The organism is Pseudomonas sp. M47T1, assembly GCF_000263855.1.
Taxonomy (GTDB): Bacteria; Pseudomonadota; Gammaproteobacteria; order Pseudomonadales; family Pseudomonadaceae; genus Aquipseudomonas.
The window spans coordinates 1-15,317 of the sequence record NZ_AJWX01000017.1 but is presented as its reverse complement, the minus strand read 5'-3'; the positions used below and the strand labels follow the sequence as shown (position 1 = coordinate 15,317).

Here is a 15,317-nt window from a genome sequence, read left to right as displayed (position 1 = left end):
CCTGGGAGGAGCGGCTTATTAAACCGCTTTTCTCCAAGGGCCCCTCGCTGGGCGTGCGCCTGTTGGTGCTGGTCGTGCTGTCCATCAGCCTGATGGTGGTCGATGCGCGCTTCACGCTGCTGCAACCCGTGCGCAGCGAGATGTCGCTGGTGCTGATGCGGGCGTACTGGATCACGGACCTGCCCCAGCGTCTGTACCAGGGCGTGGCCAGCCAGTTCGGCAGCCGCACCGAGCTTGTCGCCGAAAACGAAAAACTCAAGACCGAAGCCTTGCTGCTGCAAGGTCGCCTGCAGAAGTTGGCGGCCCTGACCGAGCAGAACGTGCGCCTGCGCGAGTTGCTCAACTCCTCGGCACTGGTCAACGAGAAGGTCGAAGTGGCCGAGCTGATCGGCATGGACCCCAACCCCTTCACCCAGCGCATCCTGATCAACAAGGGTGAGCGCGACGGTGTGTTCCTCGGCCAGCCGGTGCTCGACGCCCGCGGCCTGATGGGCCAGGTGGTGGAGTTGATGCCGTACACCGCGCGGGTACTGTTGCTGACCGACTCCACCCACAGCATTCCGGTGCAGGTGAACCGCAACGGCCTGCGGGCCATTGCCAGCGGCACCGGCAACCCGGAGCGCCTGGAACTGCGGCACGTGGCCGACACCGCCGACATCAAGGAAGGCGACCTGCTGGTCAGCTCCGGCCTCGGCCAGCGCTTCCCCGCGGGTTACCCGGTGGCCACGGTGAAGGAGGTCATCCATGACTCCGGCCAGCCATTTGCCATTGTGCGTGCGGTACCCACGGCCGCACTGAACCGCAGCCGTTACCTATTGCTGGTGTTCTCCGACAGCCGTTCGCCCGAGCAGCGCGCCACCGAGGCCGGCCAGGCCCAGGAAGCCGCTGATCACCAAGGCCAGGTTGCGGCCCCAAGTGCCCCTGCTGTCGCGCCGGCCGTTGCCGCACCAGCCCCGGCGGCCACGCCAGCGCCGGCCATCGAGCGTCCTGCGGCCACGGCCAAACCCGCTGCCGCGCCCGCTGCAGCCCCGGCAAAGCCGGCCGCCAGTGCCCATGGCACCTCTCGGGAGAGACACTGATGGTCAACAGCACCCGCCCGCGTAACGGTTGGTTCGTGTGGTTCACCTTCGTCCTTGGCCTGCTGTTGAGCGTTTCGCCCCTGCCGCAGTTCATGGAAATCCTGCGCCCGCTGTGGCTGGCGCTGTTGCTGACCTTCTGGACCCTGGCCCTGCCCCACAAGGTGGGCATGACCACGGCGTTCCTGCTGGGCCTGGCGGAGGATGTGCTGTGTGGTACCTACCTGGGCCAGAATGCGTTGATCCTGAGCCTGATCAGTTTCCTGATCCTGTCCCTGGCGCAGCGCATGCGCACCTTCCATGTGTGGCAACAGTGCCTGGTGATCCTGGTGATCTTCGGCCTGGGGCAACTGGCGCAGCTGTGGCTCAGCGCACTGACCGGCAACCGCCAGCCCACCCTGGCATTGCTGTTGCCGGCGCTGATGAGCGCCTTGCTGTGGCCGTGGGTCAGTTTCGCCCTGCGAGGCCTGCGACGCCGCCTGGGCATTAACTGACCACGGCGCGGGCCCCCGCCCGGTATCCGACCTTCGACAGGGAGATGTCTTCATGAACCCGCTATACCTGGCCTCTGGCTCTCCCCGCAGGCGTGAACTGCTGACGCAGATCGGCGTTGCCTTTACTCCCCTGAGTGCTTCCATAGACGAAACCCCGCTGGCGGGTGAAAGCCCCCTGGCCTATGTCGAGCGCCTGGCGCGAGGCAAGGCGCTGGCCGGGCGTGCGCAGTTGCAAGCCGATGGCGGTGTGGCGGGCGCAGTCGTGCTGGGGGCCGATACGGCGGTCGTGCTGGACGGTCACATCCTTGGCAAACCGGTGGACGAAACCGATGCGCTGGCCATGCTGGCCGCGCTGTCGGGCCGTGAGCACGACGTGCTGACGGCCATCGCCCTGGTGGATGAGCAGCGCTGCGAAGTGCGCAGCGTTGCCAGCCGCGTGCGCTTTCGCCCCATCAGTGTGCAGCAGGCCCGGGACTACTGGGCCAGTGGCGAGCCGTGCGACAAAGCCGGTAGCTACGCCATCCAGGGCCTGGCAGCCATATTCGTCGAAAGCCTGGCGGGCAGTTATTCTGCGGTAGTGGGCCTGCCTTTGTGCGAAACCGCAGACCTGTTGGGCCATTTCGGCATACCCTGTTGGCAGCGCTTGCAGGCACGCTGAGCGTCTGCCGCCAGCGGCGAGAATGGAAACGTCGACAAGTACGGCGTAATCCATCATTTTCGGTGACTACCTTTGACGAGACCCTGCCATGAGTGAAGAGATTCTGATCAACATCACGCCGATGGAATCGCGCGTGGCGGTGGTAGAGAACGGTGTTCTGCAGGAAGTCCATGTCGAGCGCACTCAGCGCCGCGGCATCGTCGGCAACATCTACAAGGGCAAGGTGGTGCGCGTGCTGCCAGGCATGCAGGCCGCGTTCGTGGATATTGGCCTGGAGCGCGCGGCGTTCATCCATGCCTCGGAAATTTCCCTGCGCGAAGGCTCGGCGGTGGAAACCATCAGCGCCCTGGTGCACGAAGGCCAGAGCCTGGTGGTGCAGGTCACCAAAGACCCGATCGGCTCCAAAGGCGCGCGCCTGACCACCCAGTTGTCCATTCCTTCGCGCTATTTGGTGTACATGCCACGCACCAGTCATGTCGGCATTTCCCTGAAGATCGAAGACGAAGCCGAGCGCGATCGCTTGAAAAAGGTGGTCAGCGACTGCGTGGCGCTGGAAGGCATCAAGGAGGCGGGCGGGTTCATCCTGCGCACCGCGGCCGAAGGCGCTGGTGCCGACGAGATCCTGATGGACATCCGTTACCTGCGCCGCCTGTGGGACCAGATTGGCGCGCAGATCAAGACGGTGGGCGCGCCCACCGAAATCTACGAAGACTTGGGCTTGGCCCTGCGCACGCTGCGTGACCTGGTCAGCCCGAAGATCGAGAAAATCCGCATCGACTCCCGGGAAACCTTCCAGAAGACCACTCAGTTCGTGGCCGAGCTGATGCCGGAAATTGCCGACCGCCTGGAGCATTACCCTGGCGAGCGGCCCATTTTCGACCTGTACGGTGTCGAGGACGAGATCCAGCGCGCCCTGGACCGCAAGGTACCGCTCAAGTCCGGCGGCTACCTGGTGGTGGACCCGGCCGAGGCCATGACCACCATCGACGTCAACACCGGCGCCTTTGTCGGCCACCGCAACCTCGAAGAAACCATTTTCAAGACCAACCTGGAAGCGGCCACCGCCATTGCCCGCCAGCTGCGCCTGCGCAACATCGGCGGCATCATCATCATCGACTTCATTGACATGGAAGATGAAGAGCACCAGCGCCAGGTGCTGCGTACCCTGGAAAAACAGCTGGAGCGCGACCACGCCAAGACCAACATCATCGGCATCACCGAGCTGGGCCTGGTGCAGATGACCCGCAAGCGCACCCGTGAAAGCCTGGAGCAGGTACTGTGCGAGCCGTGCATCAGTTGCCAGGGGCGCGGCAAGCTGAAAACACCGGAGACCATCTGCTACGAGATCTTTCGCGAAATTCTGCGTGAGGCGCGTGCCTATCAGGCCGAAGGCTACCGGGTACTGGCCAATCAGAAGGTGGTGGACCGTCTGCTGGACGAAGAGTCTGGCAATGTAGCGGAACTGGAAGCATTTATCGGGCGAACCATTCGCTTTCAGGTAGAGTCCATGTACTCCCAGGAACAATACGACGTGGTGCTCCTCTGATTTCGTTCACCCCCGCGTGGCTGTGTGCCACTGACCTCACCACCTGTTCCGGGACCCCCTGCGCATGGAGCGTCTGACGCGATTGCTGGGTGCCCTGACCCGCTGGGGGCTGGGCCTGTGCGCGCTGGTGCTGGTGTTGGTGGCGGTGTACGTAAGCCTTGGGCGCCAACTGGTGCCGCTGGTCGACCAGTACCGCTATGAGGTGCAGGACAAGGCCAGCGAAGCGCTGGGGATGCCGGTTAGCATCGGTGGCCTGGAAGGACGCTGGGCGGGCATGGCCCCTGTGCTGATGGCCCACGACGTGACGGTGGGTGAGGGCGACAGCGCCCTGCGCCTGGACCAGGTGCGCGTGGTGCCGGACCTGTGGGCCAGCGTGCGCACCCGCTCGGTGCGCATCGCGCACCTGGAGGTCAGTGGTTTGCAACTGACGGCCGAGCAAGCGCAGGACGGCCAGTGGACCTTCAAGGGCATCCCTTTGCCGCACAGCGACGGCCCCACGGATCCGGGGCAGATTCTTTCGCGCATGCAGCAGGTCAGCAAGGTCTCGGTGCTCGACAGTCAGTTGACCCTGGAGCCCTTCGATCGGGCGCCCATGACCCTGACCTACGTGGGGGCCAGCCTGACCAACGGTTTTGGCCGCCAGCGCCTGGACCTGCGCCTGACCCTGCCCGACGGGCAACCCCTGGCCCTTAACCTGCGCACGCGCATCGACGCAGCCCATTGGCAGGACGCCGAGGCCCAGGCCTACCTGAGCCTGCCCCAAAGCGACTGGTCGCGCTGGCTGCCGCCGCAATTGACGCAACAGTGGAAGCTCAACCGGCTCAAGGCCGGTGGTGAGGTCTGGGCGCAATGGGGCAAGGGCGCCTTGCAAAGCGCGACCGTGCGCCTCAACGCCCCGGCCTTCAGGGGCGCCTATGCCGATCGCGCGCCCATCAGCATCGACAACCTGGCCCTCAACGGCTGGTTCCAGCGCACTGGCGCAGGTTATGACGTAACCCTCGACCCCCTGGCCATGGACCTGGGCAAGAGCCGCTGGGAATCGCACCTGCAACTGCGCGAGTCCGATGCCACCGACTCGACCCTGCAGACCTACCACCTGCAAGCCGACCGCCTCGACCTGGCCCAGGTGACCCCGGTGCTGGATGCCCTGGTGCCCCTGCCGGACAAGGTCGCCGCTGTGGTCGATGCCTTGAAAGTCACCGGCGGGCTGCGCAACGTGCTGCTGGACTACCGCCCCCAGGCCACCGGCGACGAGCGTCTGAGCTTTGCCGCCAACCTGGACAACGTCGGCTTCCAGGCCACCCACGGCGCGCCTGCGGCTGGGGGCGTCAGTGGCGCTGTGAGCGGCAACCTGGGGCAAGGCGAACTGCGCCTGGCCACCGACAAGTTCATGCTGCACCTGTACCCCATCTTCGCCAACCCGTGGGACTACCACCAGGCCAACGCGCGGCTGACTTGGAAAATCAACCAGGACGGCTTCACCCTGGTCGCGCCGTACCTGAAGGTGAAGGGCGACGAGGGCGACATTGCCGGCGATTTCCTGATCCGCCTGCCGTTCCATGATGACGTCGAGCCCTACATGGACCTGCGTGTCGGGCTTACCCAGGGCGACGGCCGCTACACGGCCAAATACCTGCCCCAGGTGCTTAGCCCGGCGGTGGATCACTGGCTGCGCACGGCTATCCTGGAAGGCGCGGTCGACCAGGGTTATTTCCAGTACCAAGGCTCGCTGAGCCATGCGGCCCCCGATCATTCGCGCAGCATCACCTTGTATTTCAAGGTGCATGACGCGCGGTTGGCGTTCCAGCCAGGCTGGCCGGAAGTGTCCAAGGTGGCCGGGGATGTGTTCATCCAGGATGGCGATGTGCGCATCGAGGCCAGCAAGGGCCAGATGCTGGACACCCAGGTCAGCAATGTCGAAGTGACCGTGCCCCACGTGCCGGCTGATCAGCATGCGCACCTGTACGTGAAAGGCGATTTCGCCGGCACCCTGGGCGATGGCGTGAAGATTCTGCAGGACGCGCCCATCGGCACCGGGCCGGTTTTCGCCGGTTGGCAGGCCACTGGCCCGCTGGACGGTAACCTGAATCTGGACATTCCCCTGGTCAAGGGCCAGGAGCCGAAGGTCGTGGTGGACTTCAAGACCGAAGGCGCTACCCTGAAAATCAAGGAGCCGGCCCTGGACCTGAGCCAGCTCAAGGGCAATTTCCGCTTCGACTACGACAAGGGCCTGAGTGGGCAAAACATTGCCGCGCAGGCTTTCGACCGGCCCGTCAGCGCGCAGATCAGCGCCGAGGGCAAGCCGGGCAGTCCCCTCACACGTATCAACGCCAAGGGTGTCATTGGCCTGCGCCGCCTGACTGACTGGCTGCAGGTGAACCCTGACCTGCCAGCCTCCGGTGAGCTGCCGTACCAGTTGCAGGTCAGCCTGGGCAGCAATAACAACCAGTTGAGCATCAAGAGCGACCTCAAGGGCCTGGCCATCGACCTGCCCGCGCCGTTCGGCAAAGGTGCCACCGACACCCGCGACACCCAGTTCCAGATGAACCTGCAAGGCACCGACCGGCGTATAGACGTGAGCTACGGCGACCTGGCGAACCTGGCCTACCTGGCCCCCGGCGGCAAGTTGGCGGACGGCCGCGGCGAATTGCTGCTGGGCTCCGGTACGCCGCAACTGCCGGCGGACAAGGGCCTACGCCTGCGTGGCACCCTGGACAGCCTGGACGTGACGCCGTGGAAGGCCCAGGTTGACCACTACGCCGGCGATGACCCGGGCGGCAGTGCGCGCCAGACCCTCAACAGCGTCGACCTGAAAATCGGCAAGGTCACCGGCCTGGGCTTCGACCTGGATCAGGCGCGGGTGCTGCTCAACCGCAGCGCTACTGCCTGGAACCTGTCGGTGGACAGCAAGCAGGTCACCGGTACTGCGAGCCTGCCCGACACCAAGGGCGTGCCGATTCTGGTGGACCTGCAGACCGTGCGGCTGCCGGCCCCCGACCCCAAGGTCGTGGCCGACGAAAATGCCCCGGACCCGCTGGCCTCGGTAGACCCGCGCAAGATTCCGGCGGTGGACCTGAAAATCCTCAAGATGTACCAGGGCAACGACCTGATGGGCGCCTGGTCGCTGAAAATACGCCCCAATGGCAAGGGTATCGCCCTCAAGGACCTGGACCTGGGCCTCAAAGGCATCAGCCTGGTGGGGCAGGGCAGTTGGGAAGGCCCCCCCGGGGCGTCGGCCAGCTGGCTGAAGGGCAACCTCAAGGGCAAGAACCTTGCGGACGTGCTCAAGGCCTGGGGCTATGCGCCTAGCACCACCAGCCAGGACTTTGAATTGAATGTGGACGGCAGTTGGCCGGGGTCGCCGGCGTGGGCAGCGCTCAAGCGCTTCTCCGGCAGCCTGGACGCCACGCTCAACCGCGGCCAGTTCGTCGAGGTGGACGGCAGCGCCCAGGCCTTGCGCGTGTTTGGCCTGTTGAACTTCAACTCCATTGGCCGTCGCCTGCGCCTGGACTTCTCGGACCTTGTGGGCAAAGGCCTGGGCTACGATCGGGTCAAAGGTCTGCTGGTGGCCAGCAATGGCGTGTACGTGACCCGCGAACCCATCACCATGACCGGCCCCTCCACCAACCTGGAGCTCAACGGTACCCTGGACATGAATCAGGACCGGGTTGATGCCAAGTTGCTGGTGACCCTGCCGGTTACCACCAACCTGCCAATCGCGGCGCTGCTGGTGGGCGCACCGGCGATCGGTGGCGCGTTGTTCCTGGTGGACAAGCTGCTGGGCGACCGCGTTGCCCGCTTCGCCAGTGTGCAGTACAAGGTTCAAGGGCCATGGAAAGAGCCTAAGATTACCTTTGACAAGCCGTTCCAGAAAGCCAACTGACAGCAGCAGGAGCCAGTCATGACGGTGGCAGTGATTCAAATGGTCAGCCAGAGCGACGTGCTCGCCAACCTGGCCAGCGCCCGGCGCTTGCTGGAAGAAGCTGCTGCCGGCGGTGCCCGGCTGGCGGTACTGCCAGAGAACTTCTCGGCCCTGGGGCGTCGCGACAGCGCTGATATCGGTCGCAATGAAGCCCTTGGTCGGGGCCCGATCCTGCCATGGTTGAAACAGGCGGCCCGCGACCTCAACTTATGGATAGTGGCCGGTACTTTGCCGCTGCCCCCGCAAGGGCAGCCCGATGCCAAGGTGCGTGCCTGCTCGCTGCTGGTAGATGAGCAGGGCGAGGAAGTGGCGCGCTATGACAAGCTGCACCTGTTCGACGTTGACGTGGCCGACAGCCGCGGCCGTTACCGTGAGTCGGACGACTATGCTCATGGGCAGGAAGTGGTGGTGGCCGACACGCCGGTCGGACGCCTGGGGCTGACCGTATGTTATGACCTGCGTTTCCCGGAACTGTACAGCGAACTGCGCAAGGTTGGCGCCGAACTGATTACCGCGCCTTCGGCCTTCACCGCCGTGACTGGCGCGGCGCACTGGGACGTGTTGATACGTGCCCGTGCCATTGAAACCCAATGCTACGTCCTGGCGGCGGCCCAGGGCGGAACACATCCAGGGCCGCGCGAGACCTACGGGCACGCGGCCATCGTCGATCCGTGGGGGCGCATCGTCGCCCAGCGTGATCAAGGCGAAGCCGTGCTGCTGGCCGAACGGGACAGCAGCGAACAGGCGTCCATACGGGCGCGGATGCCGGTGTCCAGTCACCGGCGCTTTTTCTCGCAGGGCGCCACGCGGCCTGCGTCTATCGCGGAGTGATTATGAGCGAGATGTTATCCACCGTCAGCGAGCACCTGCTGGCCCCCGGCGGCTTGACCCTGGACAGCCTGCAGTCGGTGCTGGGCGAACTCGCGGGGCCGGGCATCGACGCTGCCGACCTGTATTTCCAGGGGCAGATTTCCGAGTCGTGGTCGCTGGAAGACGGCATCGTCAAGGAAGGCAGTTTCAACCTCGACCAGGGTGTGGGCGTGCGTGCCCAGTCCGGCGAGAAGACCGGTTTCGCCTACAGCAACACCATCACCCAGGACGCCCTGCTGCAGGCCGCCCGTGCTGCGCGCTCGATTTCCCGCGCCGGCCAGAACGGCCGCGTGCAGGCGTTCAGCAGTCAGGACGTGGCCCAGCTGTATGCGCCCGATAACCCCCTGGACGTGCTGAGCCGCGCCGAGAAGGTCGAGCTGCTCAAGCGCGTCGACGTCGCCACCCGCGCCCTGGACCCGCGTATCCAGCAGGTCAGCGTGAGCATGGCCGGTGTCTGGGAGCGCATCCTGGTCGCGGCTGCCGATGGCAGCCTGGCCGCTGACGTGCGGCCGCTGGTGCGTTTCAATGTCAGCGTCATCGTCGAGCAAAACGGCCGCCGCGAGCGCGGTGGCCATGGTGGCGGTGGCCGTACCGACTACCGCTACTTCCTGCAGGAAGACCGCGCCATGGGCTATGCCCGCGAGGCCTTGCGCCAGGCATTGGTGAACCTGGAGGCCATTCCCGCGCCGGCCGGCACCTTGCCGGTGGTGCTGGGTTCAGGCTGGTCCGGCGTGTTGCTGCACGAAGCCGTGGGCCATGGCCTGGAAGGTGATTTCAACCGCAAGGGCAGCTCCAACTACAGCGGCCGCATGGGCGAGATGGTGGCTTCCAAGCTGTGCACCATCGTCGACGACGGCACCCTGGCCGGCCGCCGTGGTTCGCTGAGCGTGGACGACGAAGGCACGCCCACCCAATGCACCACGCTGATCGAGAACGGTGTGCTCACCGGCTACATGCAGGACAAGCTCAATGCCCGCCTGATGGGCATGGCCGCGACCGGCAACGGCCGCCGCGAGTCCTACGCGCACCTGCCTATGCCGCGCATGACCAACACCTACATGCTGGGCGGCGAAAGCGACCCGGCGGAAATCATTGCCTCGGTGAAGCGCGGCATCTACTGCGCCAACCTCGGCGGCGGCCAGGTGGACATCACCAGCGGCAAGTTCGTGTTCTCCACCAGCGAGGCGTACCTGATCGAAGACGGCAAGATCACCGCCCCGGTGAAGGGTGCGACGTTGATCGGCAACGGCCCGGAAGCCATGAGCAAGGTATCGATGGTGGGCAACGACCTGTCGCTGGACAGCGGCGTGGGCACGTGCGGCAAGGATGGGCAGTCGGTGCCGGTAGGCGTTGGCCAGCCGACGCTGAAGATTGATGCGATCACCGTAGGTGGCACAGGCGCCTGACGGCGCCTGGGAGCTGCAAGCTACAAGAGTTGCCAGCCAAGCTGGCGGTGAACAGCTTGCAGCTTGTAGCTTAAAAGCTGCTCAGCGCAACCCGCGCTGAGTCTCGTCAAGCTCACGGATGTACTTGAAGATTTTACGCGTGGCCGCTGGCGGTTTGTTCTGTGCGGTCTCGTGCTGGGCCTGGCGGATCAGCTGGCGCAGGTGCTGGCGGTCGGCGTCGGGGTATTCGCCCACGAACTTCTCCAGCACCTCGTCGTTGCCCACGACCAGACGGTCGCGCCAACGTTCCAGGTTGTGGAAGCGTTCGTTGTACTGGCGCGTGGAGGCATCGAGTTGATCGAGCAATTGCAGGATCGCGTCAGTGTCCTGGTCGCGCATCAGCCGGCCGATGAACAGGATGTGCCGCTTGCGTGCGATGTTGGCCGTGTGCTTCGGCGCTTCGGCCAGGGCACGGCGCAGACCGTCGGTCAGGGGCAACTTGGCCAGTACATCGGCCTTGAGAGTGGTGAGGCGCTCACCTAGATCAACCAGCGCGTGCAGCTCGCGTTTGACCTGAGTTTTGCTTTTTCCCTCGTCGAGGGAGTCGTCGTAAGAATCAACCATGGGGGCAGTCCGCTAATAAACGCCGCCATGATAACCAGTCAGGGGCCGCTTGTCCGGCCCGGTCGTAGCTTGACCCCCTGATGACAGAAGAATTTGAGTGGAGAACACCATGAACGCAATTCAAAGCGTCGGTCCCGCGGCACTGCCGGCCCTGCAGGAGCAGGTCGAGCAAATCGTCGCCGAAGCCAAGCGCCAGGGCGCCAGCGCCTGTGAAGTGGCGGTGTCGCTGGAGCAGGGGCTGTCGACCTCGGTGCGCCAGCGCGAAGTGGAAACCGTGGAGTTCAACCGCGACCAGGGTTTTGGCATCACCTTGTACGTGGGCCAGCGCAAGGGCTCGGCCAGCACCTCGGCCAGCGGCCCGGAGGCCATTCGTGAAACCGTGGCCGCCGCCCTGGCCATTGCCAAGCACACCTCTGAAGACGAGGCCTCGGGCCTGGCTGATGCTGACCTGATGGCCCGTGAACAGCCGGATTTCGACCTGTTCCATGCGTGGGACATCAGCCCGGAGCAGGCCATCGAGCGGGCGCTGGCCTGTGAAGCAGCCGCGTTCGACGCCGATGCGCGCATCAAGAACGCTGATGGCACCACCCTGAGCAGTCACCAGGGCTGCCGTGTCTATGGCAACAGCCATGGTTTTATCGGTGGTTATGCATCGACCCGCCACAGTCTGAGTTGCGTCATGATCGCCGAAGCTGACGGCCAGATGCAGCGCGATTACTGGTATGACGTGAGCCGTCAGGGCGAATTGCTGCTGGATGCCGCCGCCATTGGCCAACGCGCCGCGCAACGGGCCGCCGGCCGCCTGGGCGCGCGCCCGGTGCCTACCTGCGAGGTGCCGGTGCTGTTCAGTGCCGAACTGGCGGGCGGGCTGTTTGGCAGCTTCCTTTCGGCCGTTTCCGGCGGCAACCTGTACCGCAAGTCGTCGTTCCTGGAAGGCGCCATGGGCCAGATGCTGTTCCCTGAGTGGCTGACCCTGGACGAACGGCCGCACCTGATGCGCGCCATGGGCAGTTCGGCGTTCGATGGTGATGGCCTGGCCACGTACGCCAAACCGTTCGTCGAAAACGGTCGCCTGGTGTCCTACGTGCTCAGTACCTACTCGGGCCGCAAGCTGGGCATGCCCAGCACCGCCAACGCCGGTGGCGTGCACAACCTGTTCGTCACCCATGGCGACCAGGACCAGGCGGCGCTGATCAAACAGATGGGCCGCGGCCTGCTGGTGACCGAGCTGATGGGCCATGGCCTGAACATGGTGACCGGTGACTACTCTCGCGGTGCGGCGGGCTTCTGGGTAGAGAACGGCGAGATCCAGTTCCCGGTGCAGGAAGTGACCATTGCCGGCAACATGAAGGACATGTTTCGCCAGATCGTCGCCGTTGGCAACGACTTGGAGCTGCGCAGCAACGTGCGTACGGGCTCTGTACTGATCGAGCGCATGACGGTGGCCGGCAGCTGATCTGATCGCTGCGAATACGTCGGAATGTGTTGTGGGAGCGGGCTCTGCCCGCTAAAAGCTCATGGTGCAGTTCCTGACAAAGCGCGGTAAACGCTTCGCGGGCAGAGCCCGCTCCCACAGTGATCACAGCAGAACAAAAAAAGGCGTGTCGCTTTCAGGCGACACGCCTTTTGTGTTTGCGCTTGTTTTGATTCTCAATATCAATTAATAATAAATATCATTATCGCCATGAGGCCGCGTCGATGAAATCCGCCGTTCAAGAGCAGTCCTACCTGGAAAACTGGCGCTGGTTAAGCCGGCAGATCCGCTGCGCACTGACGCCGAACGATCCGCGCATCATCGAAGACTATATGGCCGAAGGTCGTTTCCTGATCAGCTGCGGCGCCACCTCGGCCTGGACGGCTGCCCGTACCTGCTTCCGCCTGCTGCTGGACACGGCCACCGACCCTGCGCTGCCTTGGCATTGGCGCTGCCTGTGCCTGGACCAGGCCTATCGCCCCCTGCGCGACATGCGCATGGCCGCACGCAGCCCAGAACACCTGCACTTGTGGCACCAGCATGGCCGTCAATTGGCCGTGTGCACGCTGGCGCCATCGATTTCCTTTTCCGATCTGCTGCAAGGACATCCCGATGAGTAATACCCGAATCGAGCGCGACAGCATGGGCGAACTGCAGGTGCCGGAGGCGGCCCTGTACGGTGCCCAGACCCAGCGCGCGGTGAACAACTTCCCCATCAGCCAGCAACGCATGCCCCCGCAGTTCATTCGCGCGCTGGTGCTGGCCAAGGCCGCGGCGGCCAAGGCCAACGTCGAACTGGAGCAGATCAGCGCCGCCCAGGGCGATGCCATCGTCAAGGCCTGCCAGCAATTGCTGGCTGGTGACTTCATGCAGCACTTCCCGGTCGATATCTTTCAGACCGGTTCGGGCACCAGCTCGAACATGAACGCCAACGAAGTGATCGCCACCCTGGCGACCCGAGCCCTGGGCGAGGCGGTCAACGCCAATGACCACGTCAACTGTGGCCAGAGCAGCAACGACATCATCCCCACCACCATCCATGTCAGCGCCGCGCTGGCATTGCACGAACAATTGCTGCCGGCGCTGGAGCACTTGGTGCAGGTGATCGAACGCAAGGCTGAGCAGGTGCACGCCTACGTCAAGACGGGCCGTACCCACCTGATGGACGCCATGCCCGTGCGCATGAGCCAGGTGCTTAACGGCTGGGCTGCGCAGGTGCGCGCCAACATCGCCCATCTGCGCGGCCTGCTGCCCAGCCTGCAAGCCTTGGCCCAGGGCGGCACTGCGGTAGGCACCGGAATCAACGCGCACCCACAGTTCGCCGGGCGTTTCAGCCATCAACTGAGCTTGCTGACCGGCGTGGAATTCACCCAAGGCCAGAACCTGTTTGCGTTGATCGGCTCCCAGGACACCGCCGTGTCGGTGTCTGGGCAGCTCAAGGGCGCGGCGGTGTCGCTGATGAAAATCGCCAACGACTTGCGCTGGATGAACTCCGGCCCGCTGGCCGGCCTGGGCGAAATCGAGCTGGAAGGCTTGCAACCTGGCTCCTCGATCATGCCTGGCAAGGTCAATCCGGTGATCCCGGAAGCCACGGCCATGGTCGCCGCCCAAGTCATCGGCAACGACACTACCATCGCCATCGCCGGGCAGTCGGGCAACTTCGAGCTCAACGTGATGCTGCCCATCGTCGCGCAGAACCTGCTATCGAGCATCGAACTGATGGCCAACGCCAGCCGCCTGCTGGCCGACAAGGCGATCGCCACGTTCAAGGTCAATGAGGCCAAGCTCAAGGAGGCGCTGTCGCGCAACCCGATCCTGGTCACGGCGCTGAACCCGATCATCGGCTACCAAAAGGCCGCCGAGATCGCCAAGACCGCCTACAAGGAAGGGCGTCCGATCATCGACGTGGCACTGGAGCACACGGACTTGTCGCGCAGCCAGCTGGAAACCCTGCTGGACCCGGAAAAGCTCACCGCCGGCGGGATCTGATCCGCCTTCATCGTTTCGGAGGCACACCATGCAGCACTGGAAACGCACCATCGAAATGGCCAACGCCTGTTTCGCCCGCGGCGAGCTGGTCGATGCGCGGGAGTTGTACCTGCAAGCCCTCGCGCTGGCCCAGGTGTTGTTCGAACGCTGGGCGGATGTGGACGAAGCGGTAGCCGCGTGCGTGATCTCCCATCACAACCTTGCTGACCTGCACCTGCGCCTGATGCAGCCGGAAGAAAGCGCCGAGTACCTGTGCGCGATCCACCAGCGGTTGCTGCAGGCTGCCCAGGACGTACGGCTGACGCCAGCCTTGCGCCAGGCAGCGCTGCGCCATAGCAGCAAAACGTACGCCGAGCTGCTGGCCTTCATTAGCGAACATGGCGAATACCCGCGTACCAGCCGGCTGCTGTTTGGCCAGGAGCCACGGGGCCATGCCGCCCCTCACTACGGAGTTCATTGAAATGCCCTATACCTTGCCTGCGCTGCCTTACGCCTACGATGCCCTGGAACCGCACCTGGATGCGGCGACCATGGAGATTCACCACACCAAGCACCACCAGACCTACATCAATAACCTCAATGCTGCTGTGGAGGGCACCGAGTACGCCGAGTGGCCGATCGAAAAGCTGGTGGGTGCGGTCAAGCAACTGCCTGAAAAGCTGCATGCCGCAGTGATCAACCAGGGCGGCGGCCATGCCAACCATTCGCTGTTCTGGGACGTCATGGCACCCAAGGCCGGTGGCCAGCCCCAAGGCACCGTGGCGCAGGCCATCGACAAGGAACTGGGTGGTTTTGACGCCTTCAAGGACGCCTTCACCAAGGCTGCGCTGACCCGCTTCGGCAGCGGTTGGGCCTGGCTGAGCGTGACCCCCGAGAAGCAGCTGGTGGTGGAAAGCAGTGGCAATCAGGACAGCCCACTGATGCACGGCAACACCCCGATCCTGGGCCTGGACGTGTGGGAACACGCTTATTACCTGAAGTACCAGAATCGCCGGCCTGAATACATCAACGCCTTCTACAACGTAGTCAACTGGGCCGAAGTAGAACGCCGCTACCGGGCAGCCATTGCCTGATGAACCGGCGTTTGTTGTTGACCAGGCTGCGCTTGTTCCTGGGCAGCGCGCTGCTGCTGGCGGGCGCGGCGATCATCATCGCCGAAGCCCTGGGCCGCTTCGCCCCGTGATGATCCTGAAGCGTCACTGATGCTGCGTAATACCTGATACACCGCGCCCCCCGTAGGCGCGTGTTCTTTGAAGATGGCCCAACAAAAAAGCCGCGC

At 64.4% G+C, this 15,317-nt stretch carries 13 protein-coding genes; 12 read left to right on the top strand and 1 reads right to left on the bottom strand.

Translation table 11 applies throughout. The features are described 5' to 3' along the window. Positions 1–17 precede the first annotated feature (17 nt). From mreC to tldD, 7 genes are all read left to right on the top strand, one after another. Complete coding sequence (gene mreC, locus PMM47T1_RS17765) at positions 18–1,079, top strand: rod shape-determining protein MreC (RefSeq protein WP_081492678.1); 1,062 nt, start codon at positions 18–20, stop codon at positions 1,077–1,079. Beyond that, a complete protein-coding gene (gene mreD, locus PMM47T1_RS17760; RefSeq protein WP_008371421.1) occupies positions 1,079–1,570 on the top strand; it encodes a rod shape-determining protein MreD in 492 nt (163 codons plus the stop codon). The genes mreC and mreD overlap by 1 nt, the downstream gene beginning before the upstream one ends. Positions 1,571–1,622: 52 nt before the next feature. Then, positions 1,623–2,228, top strand: a complete 606-nt coding sequence (locus PMM47T1_RS17755) for a Maf family protein (RefSeq protein WP_008371420.1) — start codon at positions 1,623–1,625, stop codon at positions 2,226–2,228. 88 nt (positions 2,229–2,316) lie between these two features. Next, on the top strand, positions 2,317–3,774 hold the full coding sequence (gene rng / locus PMM47T1_RS17750; protein ID WP_008371418.1) for a ribonuclease G: 1,458 nt from the start codon (positions 2,317–2,319) through the stop codon (positions 3,772–3,774). Between the two features lie 64 nt (positions 3,775–3,838). Further along, entirely contained in the window at positions 3,839–7,657 is a 3,819-nt protein-coding gene (locus tag PMM47T1_RS17745) for a YhdP family protein (RefSeq protein WP_008371416.1), read from the top strand. A gap of 18 nt (positions 7,658–7,675) precedes the next feature. Then, positions 7,676–8,527: a carbon-nitrogen hydrolase family protein gene (locus PMM47T1_RS17740; RefSeq protein WP_008371414.1), complete on the top strand. Its 852-nt coding sequence runs from the start codon at positions 7,676–7,678 to the stop codon at positions 8,525–8,527. A 2-nt stretch (positions 8,528–8,529) separates the two neighbouring features. Further along, positions 8,530–9,972, top strand: a complete 1,443-nt coding sequence (tldD, locus tag PMM47T1_RS17735) for a metalloprotease TldD (protein ID WP_008371412.1) — start codon at positions 8,530–8,532, stop codon at positions 9,970–9,972. Positions 9,973–10,053: 81 nt separating this feature from the next. On the opposite strand, the gene yjgA is transcribed toward tldD, so the two are convergent. Beyond that, positions 10,054–10,575, bottom strand: coding sequence for a ribosome biogenesis factor YjgA (gene yjgA, locus PMM47T1_RS17730; RefSeq protein ID WP_008371410.1), 522 nt, complete (start codon positions 10,573–10,575; stop codon positions 10,054–10,056). 109 nt (positions 10,576–10,684) lie between these two features. Here yjgA and pmbA point away from each other — a divergent pair, with 109 nt between their 5' ends. The 5 genes from pmbA (at position 10,685) to PMM47T1_RS17705 (ending at position 15,111) form a co-directional block, all read left to right on the top strand. Further along, positions 10,685–12,031 carry a metalloprotease PmbA gene (gene pmbA / locus PMM47T1_RS17725; protein ID WP_008371408.1) on the top strand — a complete coding sequence of 449 codons (1,347 nt, stop codon included), beginning with the start codon at positions 10,685–10,687 and terminating at the stop codon, positions 12,029–12,031. 242 nt (positions 12,032–12,273) lie between these two features. Next, positions 12,274–12,669 (top strand): hypothetical protein, encoded by a 396-nt coding sequence (locus PMM47T1_RS17720; RefSeq protein WP_008371406.1) that lies wholly within the window; start codon positions 12,274–12,276, stop codon positions 12,667–12,669. After that, positions 12,662–14,038, top strand: coding sequence for a class II fumarate hydratase (locus tag PMM47T1_RS17715; RefSeq protein ID WP_008371404.1), 1,377 nt, complete (start codon positions 12,662–12,664; stop codon positions 14,036–14,038). Before PMM47T1_RS17720 ends, PMM47T1_RS17715 begins: the two co-directional genes overlap by 8 nt. Positions 14,039–14,066: 28 nt before the next feature. After that, positions 14,067–14,498, top strand: coding sequence for a hypothetical protein (locus PMM47T1_RS17710; protein ID WP_008371402.1), 432 nt, complete (start codon positions 14,067–14,069; stop codon positions 14,496–14,498). A 1-nt stretch (position 14,499) separates the two neighbouring features. Further along, on the top strand, positions 14,500–15,111 hold the full coding sequence (locus PMM47T1_RS17705) for a superoxide dismutase (protein WP_008371400.1): 612 nt from the start codon (positions 14,500–14,502) through the stop codon (positions 15,109–15,111). The last annotated feature ends 206 nt before the right edge of the window (positions 15,112–15,317 follow it).

Coding starts and splice junctions, on each gene's coding strand:
- mreD (WP_008371421.1), top strand. CDS start 1,079: ATGGTCAACAGCACCCGCCCGCGTAACGGTTGGTTCGTGTGGTTCACC.
- PMM47T1_RS17755 (WP_008371420.1), top strand. CDS start 1,623: ATGAACCCGCTATACCTGGCCTCTGGCTCTCCCCGCAGGCGTGAACTG.
- rng (WP_008371418.1), top strand. CDS start 2,317: ATGAGTGAAGAGATTCTGATCAACATCACGCCGATGGAATCGCGCGTG.
- PMM47T1_RS17745 (WP_008371416.1), top strand. CDS start 3,839: ATGGAGCGTCTGACGCGATTGCTGGGTGCCCTGACCCGCTGGGGGCTG.
- PMM47T1_RS17740 (WP_008371414.1), top strand. CDS start 7,676: ATGACGGTGGCAGTGATTCAAATGGTCAGCCAGAGCGACGTGCTCGCC.
- tldD (WP_008371412.1), top strand. CDS start 8,530: ATGAGCGAGATGTTATCCACCGTCAGCGAGCACCTGCTGGCCCCCGGC.
- yjgA (WP_008371410.1), bottom strand. CDS start 10,575: ATGGTTGATTCTTACGACGACTCCCTCGACGAGGGAAAAAGCAAAACT.
- pmbA (WP_008371408.1), top strand. CDS start 10,685: ATGAACGCAATTCAAAGCGTCGGTCCCGCGGCACTGCCGGCCCTGCAG.
- PMM47T1_RS17720 (WP_008371406.1), top strand. CDS start 12,274: ATGAAATCCGCCGTTCAAGAGCAGTCCTACCTGGAAAACTGGCGCTGG.
- PMM47T1_RS17715 (WP_008371404.1), top strand. CDS start 12,662: ATGAGTAATACCCGAATCGAGCGCGACAGCATGGGCGAACTGCAGGTG.
- PMM47T1_RS17710 (WP_008371402.1), top strand. CDS start 14,067: ATGCAGCACTGGAAACGCACCATCGAAATGGCCAACGCCTGTTTCGCC.
- PMM47T1_RS17705 (WP_008371400.1), top strand. CDS start 14,500: ATGCCCTATACCTTGCCTGCGCTGCCTTACGCCTACGATGCCCTGGAA.